Raw genomic sequence first — 20,572 nt, 5'->3', positions numbered from 1 at the left:
GTTGCTGGGTCGACACGCCCTCGTTCGACCCAGCAACTCAGGACTCGACGGCGGCGGGCGCACGGGAGCCGGGTGCGATCTCGGTGAGTTGGGCCAAAGTGTCGTTATGGGAGCCGAATCGGCCCTCATAACGACACTTTGGAACAAGTCACGGCGCTTGGGACGCTCGGGCCTGTGGAGAAACGGGCAACCAGTCGCGGGACGCGCGGCCTGGGCGCGAAACGCTCTCCCACTGCCGCGACACGCGCCCACCTGCCGCGAAACGCTCTCGCACTGCCGCGAAACGCTCCCCTGCCGCGAAACGCACCCATCGACGAGAAACGCCGGAGGCCGCCCCGCAGGTCACGATTCGGTCACGGTGACGCGGCCGAAGACGGCGATCAGCGCCTCCCCAGCGGCGGCGCAATTGCTTGCATTACCTGGGGACTCGGGGAGGCGGGGGCAAAATTTGCTACTTCCGCGTCCTGGTGCCGATGAGAGCGGTTGCAGAGATTAACTTGACAGTGGATATCCCTCGTGCTTATGGTCTGAGACAACTCGTGAGAGCGCTCTCACGCTCCATAATGAGAGCGCTCTCACGACCCCCAACCAGACCACGCACACAAGGGAGTGACCGTGAAATTCTCACGACGCACCAAGGTCGTTGCAGCCGTAGCAGGCGCAGCATCCTTCGCCCTCCTCGCAGCCGGATGTTCATCCACTGGCGGCGACGGCGGCAGCAGTTCGAACCCGATCACATTGACCGTCACCACATTCGGGACGATGGGATTCGACAAGCTCTACTCGCAGTACGAGAAAGAGCACCCCGGCATCACGATCAAGGCCACCAACATCGACACCGGTGACAACGCCCTGACCGATTGGCAGACGAAGCAGGCGGCCGGAAGCGGCCTGCCCGACGTCCAGGCCGTCGAAGAGGGCTGGCTCAGCAAGGTCATGCAGGTCTCCGACCAGTTCAACGACCTGAAGGACTACGGCGCTTCGAAAATCGACAGCCGCTGGGTCGACTGGAAGCTGAAGCAGGCCACCGACAAGTCCGGCCGCGTCATCGGCTACGGCACCGACATCGGACCGGAGGGCCTGTGCTACAACAGCAAGCTCTTCGCCGCAGCCGGCCTGCCCAGCGACCGTGACGCCGTCGCGACGCTGTTCGGCGGCGACAACGCCACCTGGGCCGACTACTTCAAGATCGGCGAGCAGTACAAGAAGGCCACCGGCAAGCCGTTCTACGACCAGTCCGGCTTCCTGTGGAACGCCATGGTCAACCAGCAGCCCGAGGGCTACTACACCAAGGACGGCAAGCTCAACATCGAGGACAACGCCGACCTGAAAGCTCTCTGGAGCCAGCTCGCCGGCGGCGCCGCTGCCGGCCTCTCCTCCAACCAGACCCAATGGGACTGGGGCAAGGGCAAGGCGTTCACCGACGGCTCGTTCGCCACGTTCGTCTGCCCGGGCTGGATGCTCGGCGTCGTGCAGGGCCAGGTCAAGGCGGGCGGCGGAGATGCCGCCACCGGCTGGGACTTCGCCAACGTCTTCCCTGGCGGCGCGGCCAACTGGGGCGGGTCGTTCCTGACCGTTCCCAAGCAGTCGAAGCACCCGAAGGAGGCGGCCGAGCTCGCCGCTTGGCTGACCACCGCCAAGTCGCAGGTCTCCACCTTCCAGGCGGCCGGCACGTTCCCCTCGGTCACCGACGCCCAGAGCGATCCCGGCGTCACCGGTGAGAGCGACCTGACGAAGTTCTTCAACAACGCTCCGGTGGGCAAGATCCTCGCCGAGCGCGCGAACGGCGTCGTCGCCCAGTACAAGGGTCCGGATGACTCGGTCATCCAGTCCCAGGTGTTCGGCCCGTCCGTGCAGGAGCTCGACTCCGGCAAGGCGAACGGCGACCAGGCCTGGAGCAACGCGATGAAGCTCCTCGACCAGCTCGTCGTCAACAAGTAGGACTCAGAACCATCAGAGGCTCCGGAGCCTGGAGTTCAGGCTCCGGAGCCTCACCCTTGGGGAGATCATGACCACCGTCACAACGCCACCCGCCGACACCGGCTCCGGCGCCAACTCCGGCTCCGGCACGGGCACCGGCTCCGGCACCGCGCCGAAACGCACCCCCGGCTCCGACCGCGACGAGCGTCGCCGTCAGGACCGCGCATCCCGCCACAACCTCACCTTCGGACAGCGGATCAGCCGCTTCGACGTCAAGGCCTCGCCTTACTTCTACGTCGCCCCCTTCTTCATCCTCTTCGGGCTCGTCGGCCTGTTCCCGCTCATCTACACGTTCGTCGTGTCGCTGAACAAGTGGAACCTGCTGACCGGTCCCGGCGAGTGGGTCGGCCTCGGCAACTACGTCACCGAGCTGACCGACCCCTTCTTCTGGAACTCGCTGTTCAACACGATGAGCATCTTCCTGCTCTCCGCCATCCCGCAGCTGATCGGGGCCGTGTTCATCGCGGCGATCCTCGACCAGAACATCCGGAGCAAGACCTTCTGGCGCATGAGCGTGCTCCTCCCCTACGTCGTCACGCCGGTGGCCGTCACCCTCATCTTCTCGAGCGCGTTCGACGAGAAGTACGGGCTCATCAACAACCTGCTCCAGTCGTTCCACCTGTCGCCGATCAACTGGAAGACCGAGACCTTCCCGTCGCACGTCGCGATCGCGTCGATGGTCAACTGGCGCTGGACCGGCTACAACGCGCTGATCCTGCTGGCCGCGATGCAGGCCGTTCCGCGCGACATCCACGAATCGGCCGCGCTCGACGGCGCCGGCTCATTCCGCCGCTTCTTCTCGATCACGCTGCCGAGCATCCGGCCCACCATGATCTTCGTGATCGTCACCGCCACCATCGGCGGCCTGCAGATCTTCACGGAACCCAAGCTGTTCAACCCGTCGAGCGCGACCCCCGGCGGCCCTCAGCGGCAATACCAGACCACCGTGCTCTACCTGTGGGACATGGCCTTCAACCGGCAGAACTTCGGGAGGGCCTCGGCGATCGCCTGGATGCTCTTCCTGATCATCGTCGTGTTCGGCGTGCTCAACTTCCTGATCTCGCGGCGCATCGCCTCCACCGAGTCCCGGATGCTCAAGCGGCGCACCGCCCGCCAGATCGCCGCGCACCGCTCCGGCAAGGACTGCAACGGCAACGACAGCGACGACAGCGACGGAAGCGCGCAGACCGAAGGCGGCCTGGCACTCGCCGCCGCATCCGAGGAGAAGAGAGCATGACCGCCACCGCACCCCGAAGCACCGGCTCTTCAGCACTCGCGCCCCGGCCGAAAGCCCCGAAAGCCCCGAAAGCCCCGAAGCGGCGGCCGCTCGGCATCGACCGGCGCCCCGGCTTCCTCACCTACGGCCTCCTCATCGTCGTCTTCGTCGGCGGGGCGTACCCGCTCTGGTGGTCGTTCATCGCCGGCTCCAGCCCGAGCACGGTCCTCACCTCGACCTGGCCGCCGCTGCTGCCGGGCGGACAGTTCTGGACGAACGTCAGCCAGGTGCTCGACACGGTTCCGTTCTGGCTCGCCCTCGGCAACTCGATCATCGTGGCCAGCGTGATCACGCTCTCGGTCGTGAGCTTCTCGACGCTCGCCGGCTACGCCTTCGCGAAGCTCCGTTTCCGCGGCCGCGAGGGCCTGATGGTCTTCGTCATCGCGACGCTCGCGGTCCCGACCCAGCTGGGCATCATCCCCCTGTTCATGGTGATGAAGCAGTTCGGCTGGACCGGCACGCTGGGCGCGGTCATCATCCCCACCCTGGTCACGGCGTTCGGCGTGTTCTTCATGCGCCAGTACCTCGTCGACGTCATCCCGGACGAGCTGATCGAGGCCGCCCGCGTCGACGGCGCCAACATGATCCGCACGTTCTGGCACGTCGGGGTCCCGGCCGCGCGTCCTGCGATGGCCATCCTCGGCCTCTTCACCTTCATGACAGCCTGGACCGACTATCTCTGGCCGTTGCTCGTCGTTCCGCAGAACCCGACACTGCAGGTGGCTCTGAGCCAGCTGCAGTCGGCCAAGTACGTCGACTACTCGATCGTGCTCGCCGGTGCGGTGATGGCCACGATCCCCCTTCTCATCCTCTTCGTGCTGGCCGGCAAGCAGCTGGTCTCCGGCATCATGGCCGGCGCGGTGAAAGGCTAGGAATGAACGACTCCATCACCCCCTGGCCACCCGGCTTCCTGTGGGGGTCGGCCACTGCTGCGGCCCAGATCGAGGGCGCCGCCCACGAGGACGGCAAAGAGGACTCGATCTGGGACCACTTCGCGCGCATTCCGAACGCGATCGCGGGCGGCGACACTCCCGCGGTGGCGGTCGACCACTACCACCGGATGCCCGCAGACGTGGCGCTCATGAAGGAGCTCGGCCTCCAGTCGTACCGCTTCTCCACCTCGTGGGCGCGCATCAAGCCGGGCGATCGTTTCATCAACCACGCGGGACTGGACTTCTACAGCCGGCTCGTCGACGAGCTCCTCGAGGCGGGCATCCTGCCCTGGCTGACCCTGTATCACTGGGATCTCCCCCAGGCTCTCGAGGACGCCGGCGGGTGGGCGAACCGCGACACCGCCTACCGGTTCCGCGACTACGCGGACGCCGTCTACGACGCACTCGGCGACCGGGTGACCGACTGGACCACCTTCAACGAGCCGCTCTGCTCCTCGCTCATCGCGTACGCGGGCGGAGAGCACGCTCCGGGCCGGCGAGAGCCGAGAGCCGCTCTCGCCGCCGTGCACCATCAGCATCTGGCCCACGGTCTCGCCGTGCAGTCGCTGCGCGAACGTTCGGGAGCAGCCGCGAGCGCCGACGGCGAACCGCGCGACCTCCGCATCGGCATCACGCTCAACCTCACCACCGCTGTTCCGAACGACCCCGCCGACCCGGCCGACCGCGAGGCCGCCCGCCGCATCGACGGACTGTGGAACCGGATGTTCGTGGAGCCGTTGCTGCTCGGACGCTACCCCGCCGACGTCCTCGACGACGTGCGCGCGTTCGATTTCGAGTCGCTCGTGCACCCCGGCGACCTGCAGACGATCGCGCAGCCCATCGACTTCCTCGGCGTGAACCACTACCACGACGACAACGTCAGCGGGCATCCGCTACCGGCCGACGCCGAGCCCGGCCTCGTTCCGACCGACCGCCCGAAGGCGTCGCCGTTCGTCGGCAGCGAGTACGTCACGTTCCCGTCGCGGCACCTGCCGCTCACCTCGATGGGCTGGGAGGTCAATCCCGCAGGCCTCCGCACCCTGCTGGTGCGGCTCGGCGAGGAGTACCCGACTCTGCCGCCGCTCTACATCACCGAGAACGGCGCCGCCTACGACGATGCGGTGGATGCCGACGGCCGGGTTCGCGACGAGGAGCGGGAGGCGTACATCCTGACTCATATCGGGGCGGTGCGTGACGCGATCGCGGACGGGGCCGATGTGCGCGGCTACTTCGTGTGGTCTTTCCTCGACAACTTCGAGTGGGCGTGGGGGTATGAGAAGCGCTTCGGCATCGTGCGCGTCGACTACGAGTCGCAGGGGCGTATCGTCAAGGACTCGGGACGCGCCTTCGCCCGTGTGATCGCCGAAGCCGCGGAGGCGGACGCCGCGGCGGACGCCGCGGCGGGCGCCGCGGCGGGCGCTGTCGCGTCTAGCATGGGACGACGATAGGGAGGTGACGGGATGACGTCGGAGCACACGGACAACCACGCTCCGACGCTCGAGGCCGTGGCCGCTCTGGCCGGCGTGTCGCGGGCGACGGTGTCCAGAGTCGTGAACGGCTCCCCCAAGGTCACGCCCGAGGTGACGGAGACGGTCAACAAGGCCATCGCCGATCTCAACTACGTGCCCAACCGGGCGGCCCGCACACTCGCATCCCGTCGCACCCAGGTAGTCGCGCTGGTCGTCCCCGAGTCGACGGCCAAAGTCTTCGCCGACCCGTTCTTCGCCTCCATCGTGCAGGGCGTCGCTCTGCATCTCGCCGACACCGACTACACGCTGAACATGGTGATCTCGTCGGAGCTGAACCCCGACAAGACCCGGCGCTACCTGATGGGCGGAAACGTCGACGGCGCGCTCGTCGTCTCCCACCACTCCGGCGACCACTCCTACGCGCAGCTGGGCAGCTCGCTGCCGATCGTCTTCGGCGGGCGGCCGGTGAGCGACGCCGAGCAGAACTCCTTCTTCGTCGATGTGGACAACGTCGCCGGCGCACGTGGCGCGACCGAGCACCTGATCGAGCGGGGACACCGCAACATCGCGATCATCACCGGTCCGCAGGACATGCCGGCCGGGCTCGACCGTCTCACGGGCTGGCGTCAGGCGATGGATGCCCACGGCCTCGACACCTCGCTCGTCGAGTACGGCGACTTCTCGCCGCTCTCGGGCATGGAGGCGATGCGCCGTCTGCTGAACCGCGGCGTGCCGATCGACGGGCTCTTCGCGACCAACGACCAGATGGCGGCGGGCGCGTACTCGACCATCCTCGAGTCGGGCCGCAGCATCCCGGGCGACATCGCCGTCGTCGGATATGACGACGACTACTACGGACTCACGGCGACCCCGCCTCTCACCACCGTGCACCAGCCGTCGGTGGGACTCGGCCAGATGATGGCCCAGGTGCTCGTGAAGCGCATCGAGGGCGCGCCGATCGACCGCGTCACCCTGCTGCCGACCCAGCTCGTGGTGCGCCAGAGCACGTAGGTCGCGCAGCGCGGACGCAGGTCGTGCGGGAGCCCGCGACCGGGCGACGCTAGCCGAGCGCGCGATACAGCCGGTTGCCGACGACCGCGAGCAGGAAGCCGACCGTGACGATCGCGGCCACCCCGCCCGCATACGCGACGAAGAGGTGCGAAGCGCCGGACTGCGCCGAGAAGTAGGTGACGAGCAGTGCGGCCACCGATCCCACGCCGCAGACGACGGCGATCCACACCAGCGGCCACAGCGTGGCGCGCACCGGATGCTCGGCCGTCTTCACGTGCATCCAGCTGAGTACGGCTCCGGCGAGCGAGCCCCAGAACGCGACCACGAGCAGACCGGCGATCACGTCGCTCGGCCGATGCCACTGCTCGACCAGCGTGGACGCGCCCGCCGCGATGGCGAAGGCCGACCCGATCACCGCCGCGAGCGGGCGGAAGCGCGGGCTGACGACGAGGAACACGACGAACGCAGCCGAGGCCGCGACGGTGGTGTGACCCGACGGCAGCGAGTTGCTGAGGCCGACGTCGATGCCCTTCTCGGGCCGGCTGAGCACAGTGTATTTGAGCAGCTGGGTGCTCCCGTTGGCGAGCGCCGCGGCGACCACGCCGACGAAGAAGACCCGCCAGTTGCGGCGCACGATCACGACGATCACCGCGATGATGCAGGCCACGACGACGGAGAACGCAGGCAGAGCGTCGAGGAAGGCGTGGGCGAACTCGATGAGGCCGCCCTTCCAGGCATCGGCGCCGGCGAACGCCTTCTCGTCGATCAGCTGGCCGATGTAGCTGCGGACGAACACGAGGTAGACGACCACGAATGCCACGGCGAAGACCAGAGCGCCCCACAGGAAGGGGTTGGCGCGCATCGCGGTTCCGGCTCGCATAGGTCTCAAGCCTTCCACACCGTCCCTGGGAATGGCCGCATCTCGGGGCGACTCCCGGCTGACGCCGAAGACCCTCCCGGAATCCCCCGCCGCCGGGTGTGCGGGTCGGCTAGGGCAGGAAGGCCACGGGCGCGTCCGCGAACCGCGCCCGCATCACCGCGATCGCCTCAGGGTTGCGATCGACCAGCAGGAAGCGCCGGCCGAGCGAGCCGGCCACCGCACCGGTCGTGCCGCTGCCGGCGAAGAAATCGAGCACCCAGTCGCCCTCCCGGCTCGACGCCTGCACGATTCGACGCAGGATGCCCTCCGGCTTCTGCGTCGGATACCCGGTCTTCTCCCGCCCGGTCGGCGACACGATCGTGTGCCACCAGACGTCCGTCGGCAGTTTGCCGAGCTCCGCCTTCTCGGCGGTGACGAGGCCCGGCGCCATGTACGGCTCGCGATCCACCGCCGACGAGTCGAAGTAGTAGGCCGACGGGTTCTTCACGTAGACCAGGATCGTGTCGTGCTTGGTCGGCCAGCGGTTCTTCGACTTGGCCCCGTAGTCGTAGGCCCAGATGATCTCGTTCAGGAAGCTCTCGCGGCCGAACAGCGCGTCGAGCAGCACCTTGGCGTAGTGCGCCTCGCGGTAGTCGAGGTGCAGGTACAGCGTGCCGTCGTCGGCGAGCACCCGCCAGGCCTCGATCAGTCTCGGCTCCAGGAACTCCCAGTAGTCGTCGAACCGGTCGTCGTAGCTGAGCAGGTCGCCTTTGATGCGCTCGTAGCTCCGGCCCTTGAATCCGGTGACACTTCCCGGCCCTCCGGCCGACCGCACCGAGGTGCTGCTGCGGCGGCCCTGCGACCGGCCGGTGTTGAACGGCGGATCCAGATAGATCAGGGTGAAGGAGGCATCGGGCAGCGCAGCGACCACGTCGAGGTTGTCGGCGTGCACGACAGAGCTCGGGGCGTCCGGCTGCCAGAGCGCGGCCGGTGGGACCGCATCCGCGGTGGCGTCGTCGAGCATGGTGTCCATTCTCGCAGCGCGGACGTGCGCCCGGGCACGCGTTAGCCTTGCGGGGTGACTCTGACTGTCGTGAACGAACCGGAAGCCTCGCGCTACGCGCTCCTCGAAGACGGCGAACGCATCGGCGTCGCCGAATACGAGCTGCACGACGATGAGATCGTCTTCACCCACACCGAGGTCGACGAGTCCCGGCGCGAGAAGGGGATGGCGAGCCTGCTCGTCACCGAGGCACTCGACGACGTGCGGGCCAACTCGGACCGCCGCGTGGTCGTGACCTGCCCGTACATCCGGCGCTGGCTCCCCCAGCATCCGGAGTACCGCGACCTGCTCGACCGCTGATCGCGGCGGAGGGCTAGGAGCGGGGTCGCTGCTCGCGGCCCTCGACGTGCCGGCCGCCGCCGTCGTTGCCGACGTCGATGCGGATCTTGCCGTCGAAGATGCCCTTGTCACCGTCGCCGGCCACCGGCGCCGGTGCGGGGAGCATGGTCTGACGGTCGAGCTCGACCTGCGCCTCGTGACGGGTCGGCGCGAACACCTCGTCGCCGATCCCGACGATGCTGCTGGAGCTGCCGCCGGTGCTCTTGGTCTTGTTGGAGAGGTCGATCCAGCCGAGCCGGGAGGCGAGGATGCCCAGCGCGACGACGGCCACGACAGCCCCCACGATCCACCAGTTCACCCGTACAGGCTACCCGAGCCTCCTGCGAGGGCGATCCGCGGTCGCAGGAGGTCAGGCGTTCTCAGGATGCGGCCAGCAGAGTCAGCGTGTCGACGACTCGGTTCGAGAAGCCCCACTCGTTGTCGTACCAGGCGACGACCTTGATGTGCTTGCCGTCGACGCGCGTGAGGGCGGCGTCGAAGATCGCGGACGCCGGGCGGCCGGTGATGTCGCTCGACACGATCGGGTCCTCCGTGTACTCCAGGATGCCCGCGAGAGCCCCTGCCGCAGCCGTGCGGTACGCCTCCAGCACCTGGTCGCGGGAGACCTCGCGCGAGACCGTCGTGTTCAGCTCGACGATCGATCCGACCGGCACGGGCACCCGGATGGCGTCACCGGAGAGGCGGCCTTCCAGCTGCGGGAGCACGAGGCCGATCGCCTTGGCGGCGCCCGTCGTCGTCGGCACGATGTTCACGGCGGCCGCGCGGGCGCGTCGCAGGTCGCGGTGCGGGCCGTCCTGCAGGTTCTGCTCCTGCGTGTAGGCGTGCACGGTGGTCATGAAGCCGTGCTCGATCCCGGCCAGGTCGTCGAGCACGGCCGCCAGCGGCGCGAGGGCGTTGGTGGTGCACGAGGCGTTCGAGACGATCGTGTGGAGCGCCGGGTCGTACGCGCCGGTGTTCACGCCGTAGGCGATCGTCACGTCGGCGCCGGCCGCCGGTGCGCTCACGAGCACCCGCTTCGCCCCGGCGTCGAGGTGGGCGCGTGCGGCCTCCGCCGACGTGAAGCGGCCGGTGGACTCGAGTACGATCTCGACGTCGAGCTCGGCCCACGGCAGGTTCGCGGGCTCGCGCTCGGCGAGCACCCGGATGCGCCGGCCGTCGACGACGAGCGTGTCGCCGTCGACCTCGACGGAGCGGTCGAAGCGGCCGAGCGAGCTGTCGTAGCGCAGGAGGTGGGCGAGCGTCGCGGGCTCGGTGAGGTCGTTGATGGCGACGACCTCGAGGTCGGTGTCGCGCTCGATGAGGGCGCGGAGCATGTTGCGGCCGATGCGGCCGAATCCGTTGACTGCGATGCGGGTCATGTTCGGTGGTTCCTTTCGTCGTTTCTACGCTCGCCGAAGATCACCCGCAGCGGCAGTGGCCGTAGCGACAGTCACCGCAAGATTCTCGCCAACCCGCTGGCAGCGCGGGCCCGGCCTACGCCGCCGGCTGCGCGAACGTGTGCCGGTACTCGCTGGGCGACGTGCCGAGCACCCGCTGGAAGTGCAGGCGGAGGTTGGCGCCCGTGCCGAGCCCGACGCGGTCGGCGATCTGCTCGACTCCGAGGTCGCTGCGTTCGAGCAGCTCGCGCGCGAGGTCGATCCGGGCGCGGAGGATCCACTGCATGGGCGTGTAGCCGGTGTCCTCGACGAACCGCCGCGAGAATGTGCGCGTCGAGACGCTCGCGTGCGACGCGAGCTCCGCCACCGTCAGCGGGGTCTCGAGCCGCTCGAGCGCCCAGTGACGGGTCGCGGCGAAGAACTCGCCGAGCGGCTCGGGCACGGAGCGCGGCACGAACTGCGCCTGGCCGCCGCTGCGATACGGCGCCGCGACGAGCCGCCGTGCCACCTGGTTCGAGAGCCCGACGCCGTGATCGCGGCGCACGAGGTGCAGGCACAGGTCGACCCCGGATGCCGCACCCGCGGAGGTGAGCACCTTCCCCTCGTCGACGAAGAGAACGTTCTCGTCGACCCGGATGCGCGGATGCTTCGCCTGCAGCAGCTTGGTGTAATGCCAGTGGGTGGTCGCGCGCTTGCCGTCGAGCAGGCCTGTCGCGGCGAGCGCGAACGCGCCGGTCGAGATGGCCGCGAGGCGCGCGCCGCGCTCGTGTGCGGCGAGCAGCGCGTCGACGACCGCGGGTGGCGGATCCTCCCGGCCCGGCTCGCGGTAGCCGGGGATGAACACGGTGTCGGCCCACGCGAGCGCTTCGAGCCCGTCGGCGACGTGGTACGCGAGCCCGTCGCCTCCGGTGACCAGCCCCGCCGCGGCCCCGCACACCCGCACCTCGTACGGCATGCTCGGCCGCCGGGTGAACACCTGGGCGGGGATCCCGACATCGAGCGGCTTGGCTCCCTCGAGGACGAGCACGGCGACCCGGTGGATGCTTCGCGCCACGGGGTCCTCCTTTCGTCAGCGTGCGCTGAAGGCCAGGTCGCGCTCGGCCTGCACCGCCACCCGCAATGAGTTCACATCGTAGGGGCCGTAGTGGCGGCGTCCGTTGATGAAGAACGTTGGCGTGCCCGAGACCCCGCTCAGGTCGGCCGACGTCGTGTCCTCGGTGATCCGTTCCAGATACCGGGCGCTCTCGATGTCGGATTCGAAGCGTTCGACGTCGAGGCCGAGCTCACCGGCGTAGCGCCTGAGGTCTTCCGGTTCCAGGCAATCCTGGTTGGCCAGCAGCACGTCGTGCATCTCCCAGAACGCACCCTGCACCGACGCCGCTTCGGCAGCCTCCGCGGCCATCCGGGCGTGCGGATGCACATCCACCAGCGGAAGGTGCCGCCAGACGAAGCGCAGCTCCGAGTCGGAGAGCAGCGCGCGCACCTCCGGCTCGGCCCGGCCGCAGTAGGGGCACTCGAAGTCGCCGTACTCGACGATGGTGACCGTCGCGTCCTCCGGGCCCCGGATGTGGTCGCGCCGCCGGTCCACCGGGTCCGCCAGGTCGACGAGCTGCTCGGTCTCGCCGAACAGAGCGCGTGTCCGGCGAGGTGCCGAGAGCGCTGCCGTGATGCGGAACAGCACGAACGTGATGATCGCCGACAGCAGCGCCGCGGTGAGGACTCCGAGCTTGGCCTGATCCAGTTGCTCGCCGGTGAACGCGAGGTTGGCGATGAGCACCGCCACGGTGAAGCCGACGCCTGCGATGGTGCCGCTCCCGGCCACGGCCGCCCAGCCGACGGGCGGCTTGATGCGACCTTTCGTGATCGCCGTGATCAGACGCGCCACCCCGTAGATCGCGACCGGCTTGCCCACGACGTAACCCACGATGACACCCAGCGTGATGGGTGCTGTGTAGGCCGTCGCGAGGAACGCGGGATCGATGGCGATGCCGGCGTTGGCTAGCGCGAAGAGCGGGACGATCACGTAGCTCGTCCACGGGAGATAGCGGGACTGGAGCCGCTCGTTCGGCGAGATCGCGTTGATGAGTCCGGCGCCGGCCGTGCGGGCCAGCTGCGGGGTCGGCTGCTCGCGGAACATCCGGAACAGCCCGCTGGCCTCCTCGAGCGTGTTGCGGCCCGGCGAGTACGCGGGCGCGACCAGGCCGATCGCCAGGCCGGCGACCACCGGGTCGATGCCGCTGAGCAGCAGCGCCCCCCAGCAGAGGAAGCCGGCCGCCACATAGAAGGAAGTGGGCGCTTTCGTCCAGCGGATCATGATCGGGAACAGCGCCCACGCCAGCACCGCGACCAGCAGCGGGACGAACTGGATGTCCGAGCTGTACACCACCGCGATCACCAGCAGCGCCACGAGGTCGTCGACGATGAACAGCGTCACCATGAAGCCGCGCAGTCGCTCCGGCAGTCCACGGCCGAGGATGGCGACCAGGCCGAGGGCGAGCGCGGTGTCCGTCGACATCGCTACACCCCATCCGGATGCCCCGGAGCCGCCGGCATTGATCGCCAGGAAGATGAGGACCGGGAGGAGCATCCCCGCCAGGCCCGCGGCGAACGGGATGAGCAGCTTGCTCCGGTCGCGGAGGTCGCCCAGGTCGATCTCGCGCCGAGCCTCGAGTCCGACGACGAGGAAGAAGAAGGTCATCAGGCCTTGGCTGACCCACTCGCGCAGATCGAGCGAGATGCCCCACGGCCCGAGCCGCACATCGAAGGTGGTCGACCAGAAGTCCTCGTAGGAGGCGCTACCGAAGCTCGCCCACAGCACGGCCAGGACGATGGCGGCCAGCAGGATGCCCGAACTGGCGGTCTCGGTGCGGAAGAACACGCCGAACTGCGACGCGATGCTGCGTGCCCACGCCGTGGAGCCCGTGGGCCCGGGCGGTGCCTCGCTCATCGTTCTTCCTCCGCCTCCGGCAGACCGGTTCGGTTGTGACGTCCGTGCGGGTACGGCAGCACGGCTTCAGGTTATCGACGGCGTACAGTTTTCGCCATGAGGACGAGGCCTGCGGCCGCCGCGGATGTCGACGCCGTCACCGAGACGATCACGCTGGCGTTCCGCGACGACCCGGTCTGGGGTCCCGCGTTGCGGCGCCCGGACGGGAGCACCGACCACTGTGCGCGCTTCTGGCGGCTCTACGTCGAGGGCGCGCTGCGCTACTCGACCGTGCGCATGGCCTACGATGCCACCACCGTCGCGGTGTGGATTCCGCCGGGCGGCAGCGAGCTGTCCGGCGAACAGGAGCACCAGGCCGAGGAGCTCCTCCTGGCGAGCCTGGGGCCGGCGCAGACGCGGGCCTGCCTCGAGCTGTGGGAGCGGTTCGAGGCGAACCATCCGCCCACACCACCGCATATGTACCTCAGCCTGCTCGCCACGCATCCGGATCATCGCGGTCGCGGCATCGGGCAACAGCTCCTCGCCGAGAACCTGGCGGCTCTCGACGCGGACGGGCTCCCCGCCTACCTGGAGTCCACCAACCCGGCGAACGACCATCGCTACGAGCGCGCCGGGTTCCGGCCGATCGGAGCGTTCCGTGCCGTGCTCGACGACGCCCCCATCACGACGATGTGGCGGGATGCCCGCGAGCCGCAGGAGCGCGACGCGGGCGCACGCGACCGCGACGCATAGGCACACACGTCACGGCACGCGGTTGAGCCACTCCTCGGTGCCGAACTTCTCCTGCACCAGCTTCTCGGCCGCGGCGTACTCCTCCGGCGTGATGTCGCCCGGAGTCGCCCCGTAGAGCTGCGTGAACGTCTCCTTCATCCGGTCGATGACCTCGGCCCGCGACAGGCCCGTCTGCGACCGGATGGGGTCGACCCGCTTGGCCGCGCTCGTGATGCCTTTGTCGCTGATCTTCTCGCGGCCGATGCGCAGCACCTCGGTCATCTTCTGGCCGTCCATGTCGTAACTCATGGTGACGTGGTGCAGCACCGCGCCCGAGCCGAGCCGCTTCTGGGCGGCGCCGCCGATCTTCCCCTTGGGGCTCGTGATGTCGTTGAGTGGCTGATAGTAGGCGTCGATTCCGAGCGACTTGAGCGCGATGATCGCCCACTCGTCGAGGAACGCGTAGCTGTCGGCGAAGCTCATGCCCTGCACGAGGTCCGCAGGCGCGTAGATGGAGTACGTGATCACGGAGCCGGCCTCCATGAACATCGCCCCGCCGCCGGAGATGCGGCGCACGACGTCGAAGCCGTACCTCTCGGCGTTCGCGGCGTCGACCTCGTTCTTGCGCGACTGGAAGCTGCCGATGACCACGGCCGGCTCGTTCCACTCCCAGATGCGGAGGGTGGGCTTGCGCGTGCCTTCGCCGACCTCGGTGGCGAGCACCTCATCCAGAGCCATCTGCAGCACCGGCGGTACGGCCTTCGAGTGCACGAGCTGCCAGTCGTAGTCGCGCCAGCTCGTGGCTTTCGCCAGGGAACGGCGGATGGCCACGGCGACGCCCTCGGGCGAGAAGCCGAGCAGGGTGGCGCCTTCGGGGAGCGCGCCACGGACGGCGGCCGCGATGGTGGCCGCGTCGGCGGTGGCGGCGAGGCCGTTGACGGCCTTGTCGATCGATTCGAGGGCGGAGTCGGGTTCGAGGAAGAAGTCGCCCGCGAGATGGAAGTTCGCCAGTTTGCCGTCGACCACGTCGAGGTCGACCACGACGAGCTTGCCGCCGGGGACCTTGTATTCACCGTGCATGCTCTCAGCCTAAGACTTCACGCCTGCAGTCTTTGCGGCCCCGGTAGATTTGACCCCATCGGACGAGGGGAGAACCGATGGAAGCGTTGATCGTCGCCGTCGCCGGCCTGCTGGTGGTCGCCGCCGCCGCCGCTTTGGCGCCGCGACTGCGCATCGCGGCCCCGCTCATCCTGGTCGTCACGGGCATCGCGATCAGCCTCCTGCCGTTCGTCCCTGCTGTGCACATCTCGCCGGAACTGATTCTCGCGGGCATCCTGCCGCCGCTGCTCTACTCGGCGTCGGTGTCGATGCCCGCGATGAGCTTCCGTCGCGAGTTCAACGCCATCGGCGGGCTGTCGGTGGTGCTCGTCGTCGTCTCGTCGGTGGTGCTCGGGCTGTTCTTTGCCTGGGTCATCCCCGGGCTCGGCATCTGGTGGGGCATCGCGCTCGGCGCGATCGTGAGCCCGACGGATGCGGTGGCCACGTCCATCGTGAAACGCGCCGGCATCTCCGGTCGCGTCGTCGCTGTGCTCGAGGGCGAGAGCCTGCTCAACGACGCGACAGCGCTCGTGCTGCTGCGCACCGCGATCGCCGGGACCGCCGCCACCATCTCGTTCTGGGGCGTCCTCGGCGACTTCGCGTACGCGGTCGCCGTGGCCGGAGTGCTCGGCTTCGTGATCGGTCACCTCAACCTGTGGGTGCGGTCGAAAGTCTCAGACGCGACGGTCAACACCGTGATCTCGTTCACGGTGCCGTTCCTGGCCTCGATCCCCGCCGAGCTCCTGGGGGCATCCGGGCTCGTCGCCGCGGTCGTCGCCGGCCTGGTGACCGGGCACGGAGCGGCCCGTCGCCTGCCGCCGGCGCACCGTCTGTCCGACACCCAGAACTGGCACACGGTCGAACTCGTGCTCGAGGGCGCGATCTTCCTGCTGATGGGGCTGGAGCTCTTCGCCATCGTCACCGACGTGCAGTACAAGTACGACGGCCTCGGCCCGGCGACGGTCGTGGCCCTGGGCGCACTTCTCCTGACGCTCGTGGTGCGCGCTGCCTACATCGCCCCACTGCTCGCCGGGCTCCAGCGTCGCGCGCGGCGGGGTGCGAAGGTGAAGCCGCGGCTGGACGTGATGCAGCAGCGCCTCGACAGTCCGCAGCCGCCACCCGGCCGTGACGAGCCGACAGACCCCCGACGGCCGGCGCCGACTCCCGAGCGGATCGAACGCGCGAAGACACGAACGCGCCGTGTGCTCGCCGACATCGACTACTTTCTGGCGGCCCCGCTCGGCTGGCGCGAGGGCGGCGTGCTGGTCTGGGCCGGGATGCGCGGGGCCGTGACGGTGGCCGCTGCGCAGACCTTTCCGAACAATGCCCCGGATCGGTCGTTCCTCATCCTGGTCGCGTTCATGGTGGCGGCGTTCTCGCTCCTGACCCAGGGCGGGACGCTCGCCCTCTTCGTCGCGTGGATCAAGCCGGCGGGCCCGGATCTTCAGGCCGAGATCGAGGAACGCGGCCGGCTGCTCGCGATGCTCACGACGATCGAACGCGACATCACCGCCGCCGGCCCCCCGATCGTCGAGACGCCCACCGACACGGCCGCGGACGCCGCCCTGCCCGCACCGCAGAGCTTCGCCGCCCTGAAGAAGCGCACGATCGCGATCATCGAGGCCCAGCGCACCGCACTGCTCGACGCCCGCGACGACGGAACCTTCAGCGCCGAGCTCCTCAACAGCGCACTGGCGAACCTCGACGCCGACCAGATCAGCATCGAGCTGAAGGGCGCACCCGTCGAGCGGTGACGTCCGACGTCAGTCGACCCCTCGGTGAGTTGTTCCAAAGTGTCGTTATGGGAGCCGGATCGGCCCTTATAACGACACTTTGGAACAAGTCACGGCGCTCGGGGCGCGCGGGCCTGTGGAGAACGCGCCCACCTGTCGCGAAACGCACCTACCTGTGGAGAAACGCGCCCACCTGTCGCGAAAGACGGCGATCGGGGAGGCGGGGCGCGTCAGCCGCGGACCGCGATCCGCTCGTCCAGCCAGGTGGTCAGGTCGGACATCACCTCTTCACGGTTGAGCTCGTTGTAGACCTCGTGGCGCGCCTCCGGATACACGATCGTCGTCACATCCGTGAGGCCGGAGCGCTCCCGGTAGGCCCGCTCCAGGCGCCGTGCACTCGGCGCACCGCCGAGCGGGTCGTCGCCGCCCACCTGGATGAGCAGCGGGAGGTCGCGGGCGAGCGAGCGGGCCGGGCGGCCGAGCAGCCGGGCGGCGTCGATCGGCCCGAAGAGTTTGGGCAGGGGCGTCAGGGTCGTGAGCTCGTCGTCGACGAACGCTTGCGCGACGGCGGGGTCGCGGCTGAGCCATTCGGCGCCGGTCGTTCCGAGGTGGGCGTACCGCTTGTTGAGGTTGTAGCCGCTGTCCATCGAGCCGAGCATCCGGTATGCGGTGCCCGACAGCACTGCAGCGTCGTACTCGTCGGAGTACTTGTTGAGGATCATCTGGACCATCAGCGAACCCCAGCTGTGGCCGAAGAAGACGAGGGGCACATCCGGATGCTCGTCCCTGATGGCCCCGCTGAACGCGTGGATCGCCTCGATCGCCGCGCGCAGGCCGCCGACGCCGAGCCGCCCGAGCTTCGCGGCGTCACCCCATTGCTGCATGCCGGTGCGGCCGTGCCCGCGGTGGTCGTCGGCGTAGACCGTGTAGCCGTCGGCGTTGAGGTGCTCGGCGAGCGCCCGGTAGCGGCCGGCGTGCTCTCCGACCCCGTGGGCGATCTGCACCACGGCTCGCGGATGCTCGACCGGCCAGATGTCGTAGGTGATCGCGATGCCGTGGGCGTCGTCGTAGGTGGGCACGGGCCCATTCTGGTGCACGCGCCGAGCGAACGGGAATTGTTTAGCGGGGCTAATTTGTTAGGCTAAGTATCTATGACGGCACGACTCAGCACCCACGACCTCAGCACGGCGCTGCGCATCGGTGTCGCGCGCCTGTCGCGGAGGCTCCGGGCAGAGAAGGCCGACGACGAGCTCAGCGACGCCCAGACCTCGGCCCTCGCCTTCCTGGTGCGCGAAGGCGCCCTCACCATCGGGGAGCTCAGCGAGCGCGAGCGCGTGAAGCCGCCGTCGATGAACCGCACGGTCAACCACCTGGAGGACGCCGGTTATGTCCGGCGCACTCCGGATGCCGACGACGGTCGCAAGGTCGTGGTCACCGTGACCGAGTCCGGCCTCGCCCTCGTCACCGAGACCCGCCGCCGGCGCGACGCCTGGCTGCACAAGCGGCTGCGCACGCTCACCCCTGAGCAGCGCGCCACCCTCGCCGACGCCGCCGTCATCCTGCGAGAGCTGGCCGATTCGTGAGTGCGATGTTCCGGTCGCTGGCCGGCGTGAACTACCGCATCTGGGCCGCGGGGGCGATCGTCTCCAACGTCGGCACCTGGATGCAGCGCACGGCCCAGGACTGGATCGTCCTCACCCAGCTCACCCACAACAACGCCGCCGCCGTCGGTTTCGTGATGGCCCTGCAGTTCGGTCCGCAGCTGCTCCTCCTCCCGGTCACCGGCTGGGCCGCCGACCGCCTCGACCGGCGCAAGCTGCTCATGGCGACGCAGGCCGCAATGGGCGCGCTCGGGCTGGGCCTCGGGATCCTCACGGTCACCGGGGTCGTGGAGCTCTGGCACGTCTACGTGTTCGCGCTGCTGCTCGGCTGCGTCGCAGCCTTCGACGCCCCCGCCCGCCAGACCTTCGTCTCCGAACTCGTCACCGGCCCCAACCTGTCGAACGCGGTGGCCCTCAACTCGGCGTCCTTCAACACGGCCCGCCTCATCGGCCCCGCGGTCGCAGGGCTGCTCACCGCCGTGGTCGGCGCCGGCTGGGTGTTCCTCATCAACGCCGCGACGTTCGGGGCCGTGCTGCTCTCGCTCAAGTTCCTGCGGGTCGAGAAGCTCTACCGCTCGGAGCGCTCCTCGAAGCAGCGAGGCGGGCTCATCGAGGGCTTCCGCTACGTGCGCCGTCGCCCCGACATCATGGTGATCCTGGTGATGGTCTTCCTCATTGGAACCTTCGGCCTCAACTTCCCGATCTTCATCTCGACGATGTCGGTGAGCGTGTTCCACAAGGGCGCCGGCGAGTTCGGCCTGCTCTCGTCGATCATGGCGATCGGCTCGGTGGTGGGGGCGCTCCTGTCGGCCCGCCGCGAACGGCCCCGCGTCGCGCTGCTGTTCGCCGGTGCCGCATTCTTCGGTGCCGGATGCGCGATCGCAGCGGTCATGCCGGAATACTGGCTCTTCGCCATCGCCCTGATCATCATCGGCGTCTCGTCGCAGACCCTGATGACGACGGCGAACGGCACCGTGCAGATGACGACCGACCCGAAGCTCCGGGGCCGCGTGATGGCCATCTACATGGCGATCTTCATGGGCGGAACACCGGTCGGCGCCCCGATCGTCGGCTGGGTGGCCGACACCTTCGGAGCCCGCTGGGCGCTGGGTGTGGGCGCAGCATCCGGTTTCGCGGCGGCACTGGTGGGTGTCGTGTACCTCGTGAAGTACCGCAACCTCCGCATCCGGTTCAGCGCCTGGCGGCCGAGGTTCACCGTCGACGCGCGCGAAGAGGTGCGCGAGGAGCTCGCCGACACCGAGGCGACGGCCGCGCGGGTGTCCTGAGGCGCCCGCCGCCGCTAGGAGCCGGCCCCGCGCGTCGTCGTCTCGACCGCGTACAGGCTGCTCGACGCCGCGATGAAGAGGGTGCTGCCACCGGGGCCGCCGAAGCAGACGTTGGCCACCACCTCCGGCACCGGGATGCGGTCGAGCAGCTCGCCTGTCGCCGACAGCACCTGGACCGAGTCGGCGCTCGACGTCCAGATCCGGCCTTCGACGTCGACGCGGAACCCGTCCGGGACGCCCGGCTCGATCACCGCGATCGTCCGGCCCCGCTCGCAGTGCGCTCCGCCGACCACGTCGTACGCCTGGATGTGATGGTTGCCGGACTCGTTCGCACCCGGCGCCCACGAAGTGTCCGACACGTACAGGATGCTCTCGTCGGGCGAGAAGGCCAGCCCGTTCGGCTTCTCCATGTCGGTGATCACCGGCACGACCTCGCCGGTCGCCGGCTCGTAGCGGAACACGTAGCAGCCGCCGTACTCGCGCTCCCCCGGGTGGCCTTCGCGCGGCAGGTCGATCCCGTAGGGCGGGTCGGTGAACCAGATCGCGCCGTCGCGTGCAACGACGACGTCGTTGGGCGAGTTGAACCGGACCCCGTTCCACCGATCGACGATCGTGGTGACGACCCCGTCGACGTCCCGCTCGACCGCGCGGCGGCCGTGCGAGCACTGGATGACCGCGCCGGATGCGTCGAGCGTGCGCCCGTTGGTGAACTCCGCAGCGGCGCTGTACACCGACAGCCCGCCGGTCTCGAGCTCGTACTGGAGTATCCGGTCGTTCGGGATGTCGCTCCAGCGCACGGCGCCGATCTCCGGCAGCCAGACCGGTCCCTCCGACCAGATCGCGCCGGTCGCGAGCCGCCTCACCGTCGCGCTCGCTCTCAGCGTCGCCATC

Annotated in this window: 19 protein-coding genes; 10 read left to right on the top strand and 9 right to left on the bottom strand. The window is 68.9% G+C overall.

All coding sequences use genetic code 11. The features are described from left to right. Positions 1-615: 615 nt before the first annotated feature. The 5 genes from ACFVV5_RS18455 (at position 616) to ACFVV5_RS18435 (ending at position 6,668) form a co-directional block, all read left to right on the top strand. On the top strand, positions 616-1,941 hold the full coding sequence (locus tag ACFVV5_RS18455; protein ID WP_387247037.1) for an ABC transporter substrate-binding protein: 1,326 nt from the start codon (positions 616-618) through the stop codon (positions 1,939-1,941). Positions 1,942-2,008: 67 nt separating this feature from the next. Beyond that, entirely contained in the window at positions 2,009-3,217 is a 1,209-nt protein-coding gene (locus ACFVV5_RS18450) for a carbohydrate ABC transporter permease (RefSeq protein ID WP_387247035.1), read from the top strand. Then, entirely contained in the window at positions 3,214-4,128 is a 915-nt protein-coding gene (locus tag ACFVV5_RS18445; RefSeq protein ID WP_387247033.1) for a carbohydrate ABC transporter permease, read from the top strand. The genes ACFVV5_RS18450 and ACFVV5_RS18445 overlap by 4 nt, the downstream gene beginning before the upstream one ends. 2 nt (positions 4,129-4,130) lie before the next feature. Next, positions 4,131-5,636 carry a GH1 family beta-glucosidase gene (locus ACFVV5_RS18440; protein ID WP_387247032.1) on the top strand — a complete coding sequence of 502 codons (1,506 nt, stop codon included), beginning with the start codon at positions 4,131-4,133 and terminating at the stop codon, positions 5,634-5,636. A 12-nt stretch (positions 5,637-5,648) separates the two neighbouring features. After that, entirely contained in the window at positions 5,649-6,668 is a 1,020-nt protein-coding gene (locus ACFVV5_RS18435) for a LacI family DNA-binding transcriptional regulator (RefSeq protein ID WP_387247030.1), read from the top strand. Between the two features lie 49 nt (positions 6,669-6,717). Here ACFVV5_RS18435 and ACFVV5_RS18430 read toward each other — a convergent pair whose 3' ends face one another. Beyond that, on the bottom strand, positions 6,718-7,548 hold the full coding sequence (locus ACFVV5_RS18430) for a phosphatase PAP2 family protein (protein ID WP_387247028.1): 831 nt from the start codon (positions 7,546-7,548) through the stop codon (positions 6,718-6,720). Between the two features lie 109 nt (positions 7,549-7,657). Further along, positions 7,658-8,551 (bottom strand): DNA-methyltransferase, encoded by an 894-nt coding sequence (locus ACFVV5_RS18425; protein ID WP_387247026.1) that lies wholly within the window; start codon positions 8,549-8,551, stop codon positions 7,658-7,660. Positions 8,552-8,605: 54 nt separating this feature from the next. Between ACFVV5_RS18425 and ACFVV5_RS18420 the strand changes: the two genes are divergently transcribed. Further along, positions 8,606-8,890, top strand: coding sequence for a GNAT family N-acetyltransferase (locus ACFVV5_RS18420; RefSeq protein ID WP_387247024.1), 285 nt, complete (start codon positions 8,606-8,608; stop codon positions 8,888-8,890). A 13-nt stretch (positions 8,891-8,903) separates the two neighbouring features. On the opposite strand, the gene ACFVV5_RS18415 is transcribed toward ACFVV5_RS18420, so the two are convergent. The 4 genes from ACFVV5_RS18415 to ACFVV5_RS18400 all read right to left on the bottom strand — a co-directional run bounded on the left by ACFVV5_RS18415 (position 8,904) and on the right by ACFVV5_RS18400 (position 13,252). Beyond that, positions 8,904-9,227, bottom strand: a complete 324-nt coding sequence (locus ACFVV5_RS18415; RefSeq protein ID WP_387247022.1) for a hypothetical protein — start codon at positions 9,225-9,227, stop codon at positions 8,904-8,906. A 61-nt stretch (positions 9,228-9,288) separates the two neighbouring features. Next, the gene (gene gap, locus ACFVV5_RS18410; RefSeq protein WP_387247020.1) at positions 9,289-10,287 is read right to left on the bottom strand and encodes a type I glyceraldehyde-3-phosphate dehydrogenase; all 999 of its coding nucleotides are present in this window, start codon (positions 10,285-10,287) and stop codon (positions 9,289-9,291) included. Between the two features lie 115 nt (positions 10,288-10,402). Further along, positions 10,403-11,359 carry a GlxA family transcriptional regulator gene (locus ACFVV5_RS18405; RefSeq protein ID WP_387247018.1) on the bottom strand — a complete coding sequence of 319 codons (957 nt, stop codon included), beginning with the start codon at positions 11,357-11,359 and terminating at the stop codon, positions 10,403-10,405. Positions 11,360-11,374: 15 nt separating this feature from the next. After that, positions 11,375-13,252, bottom strand: a complete 1,878-nt coding sequence (locus tag ACFVV5_RS18400; RefSeq protein ID WP_387247016.1) for a Na+/H+ antiporter NhaA — start codon at positions 13,250-13,252, stop codon at positions 11,375-11,377. 96 nt (positions 13,253-13,348) lie between these two features. Between ACFVV5_RS18400 and ACFVV5_RS18395 the strand changes: the two genes are divergently transcribed. Then, positions 13,349-13,984: a GNAT family N-acetyltransferase gene (locus tag ACFVV5_RS18395; protein WP_387247014.1), complete on the top strand. Its 636-nt coding sequence runs from the start codon at positions 13,349-13,351 to the stop codon at positions 13,982-13,984. Between the two features lie 9 nt (positions 13,985-13,993). On the opposite strand, the gene ACFVV5_RS18390 is transcribed toward ACFVV5_RS18395, so the two are convergent. Beyond that, positions 13,994-15,043, bottom strand: a complete 1,050-nt coding sequence (locus ACFVV5_RS18390; RefSeq protein WP_387247012.1) for a biotin/lipoate A/B protein ligase family protein — start codon at positions 15,041-15,043, stop codon at positions 13,994-13,996. A 77-nt stretch (positions 15,044-15,120) separates the two neighbouring features. Here ACFVV5_RS18390 and ACFVV5_RS18385 point away from each other — a divergent pair, with 77 nt between their 5' ends. After that, on the top strand, positions 15,121-16,815 hold the full coding sequence (locus ACFVV5_RS18385; protein ID WP_387247010.1) for a cation:proton antiporter: 1,695 nt from the start codon (positions 15,121-15,123) through the stop codon (positions 16,813-16,815). Between the two features lie 209 nt (positions 16,816-17,024). On the opposite strand, the gene ACFVV5_RS18380 is transcribed toward ACFVV5_RS18385, so the two are convergent. Further along, the gene (locus ACFVV5_RS18380; RefSeq protein WP_387247008.1) at positions 17,025-17,873 is read right to left on the bottom strand and encodes an alpha/beta fold hydrolase; all 849 of its coding nucleotides are present in this window, start codon (positions 17,871-17,873) and stop codon (positions 17,025-17,027) included. A gap of 72 nt (positions 17,874-17,945) precedes the next feature. Between ACFVV5_RS18380 and ACFVV5_RS18375 the strand changes: the two genes are divergently transcribed. Further along, on the top strand, positions 17,946-18,377 hold the full coding sequence (locus tag ACFVV5_RS18375) for a MarR family winged helix-turn-helix transcriptional regulator (RefSeq protein WP_387247006.1): 432 nt from the start codon (positions 17,946-17,948) through the stop codon (positions 18,375-18,377). Between the two features lie 5 nt (positions 18,378-18,382). Beyond that, positions 18,383-19,681, top strand: coding sequence for an MFS transporter (locus ACFVV5_RS18370; protein WP_387247043.1), 1,299 nt, complete (start codon positions 18,383-18,385; stop codon positions 19,679-19,681). Between the two features lie 14 nt (positions 19,682-19,695). Here the strand turns inward: ACFVV5_RS18370 and ACFVV5_RS18365 are convergent, their stop codons facing one another. Beyond that, the gene (locus tag ACFVV5_RS18365) at positions 19,696-20,571 is read right to left on the bottom strand and encodes an SMP-30/gluconolactonase/LRE family protein (RefSeq protein WP_387247004.1); all 876 of its coding nucleotides are present in this window, start codon (positions 20,569-20,571) and stop codon (positions 19,696-19,698) included. Between the last annotated feature and the right edge of the window lies 1 nt (position 20,572).

The sequence above is a fragment of the Leifsonia sp. NPDC058248 genome (assembly GCF_042881905.1).
In the GTDB taxonomy this organism is placed as follows: domain Bacteria; phylum Actinomycetota; class Actinomycetes; order Actinomycetales; family Microbacteriaceae; genus Leifsonia.
This window is presented reverse-complemented; position numbering and strand designations above follow the sequence as displayed.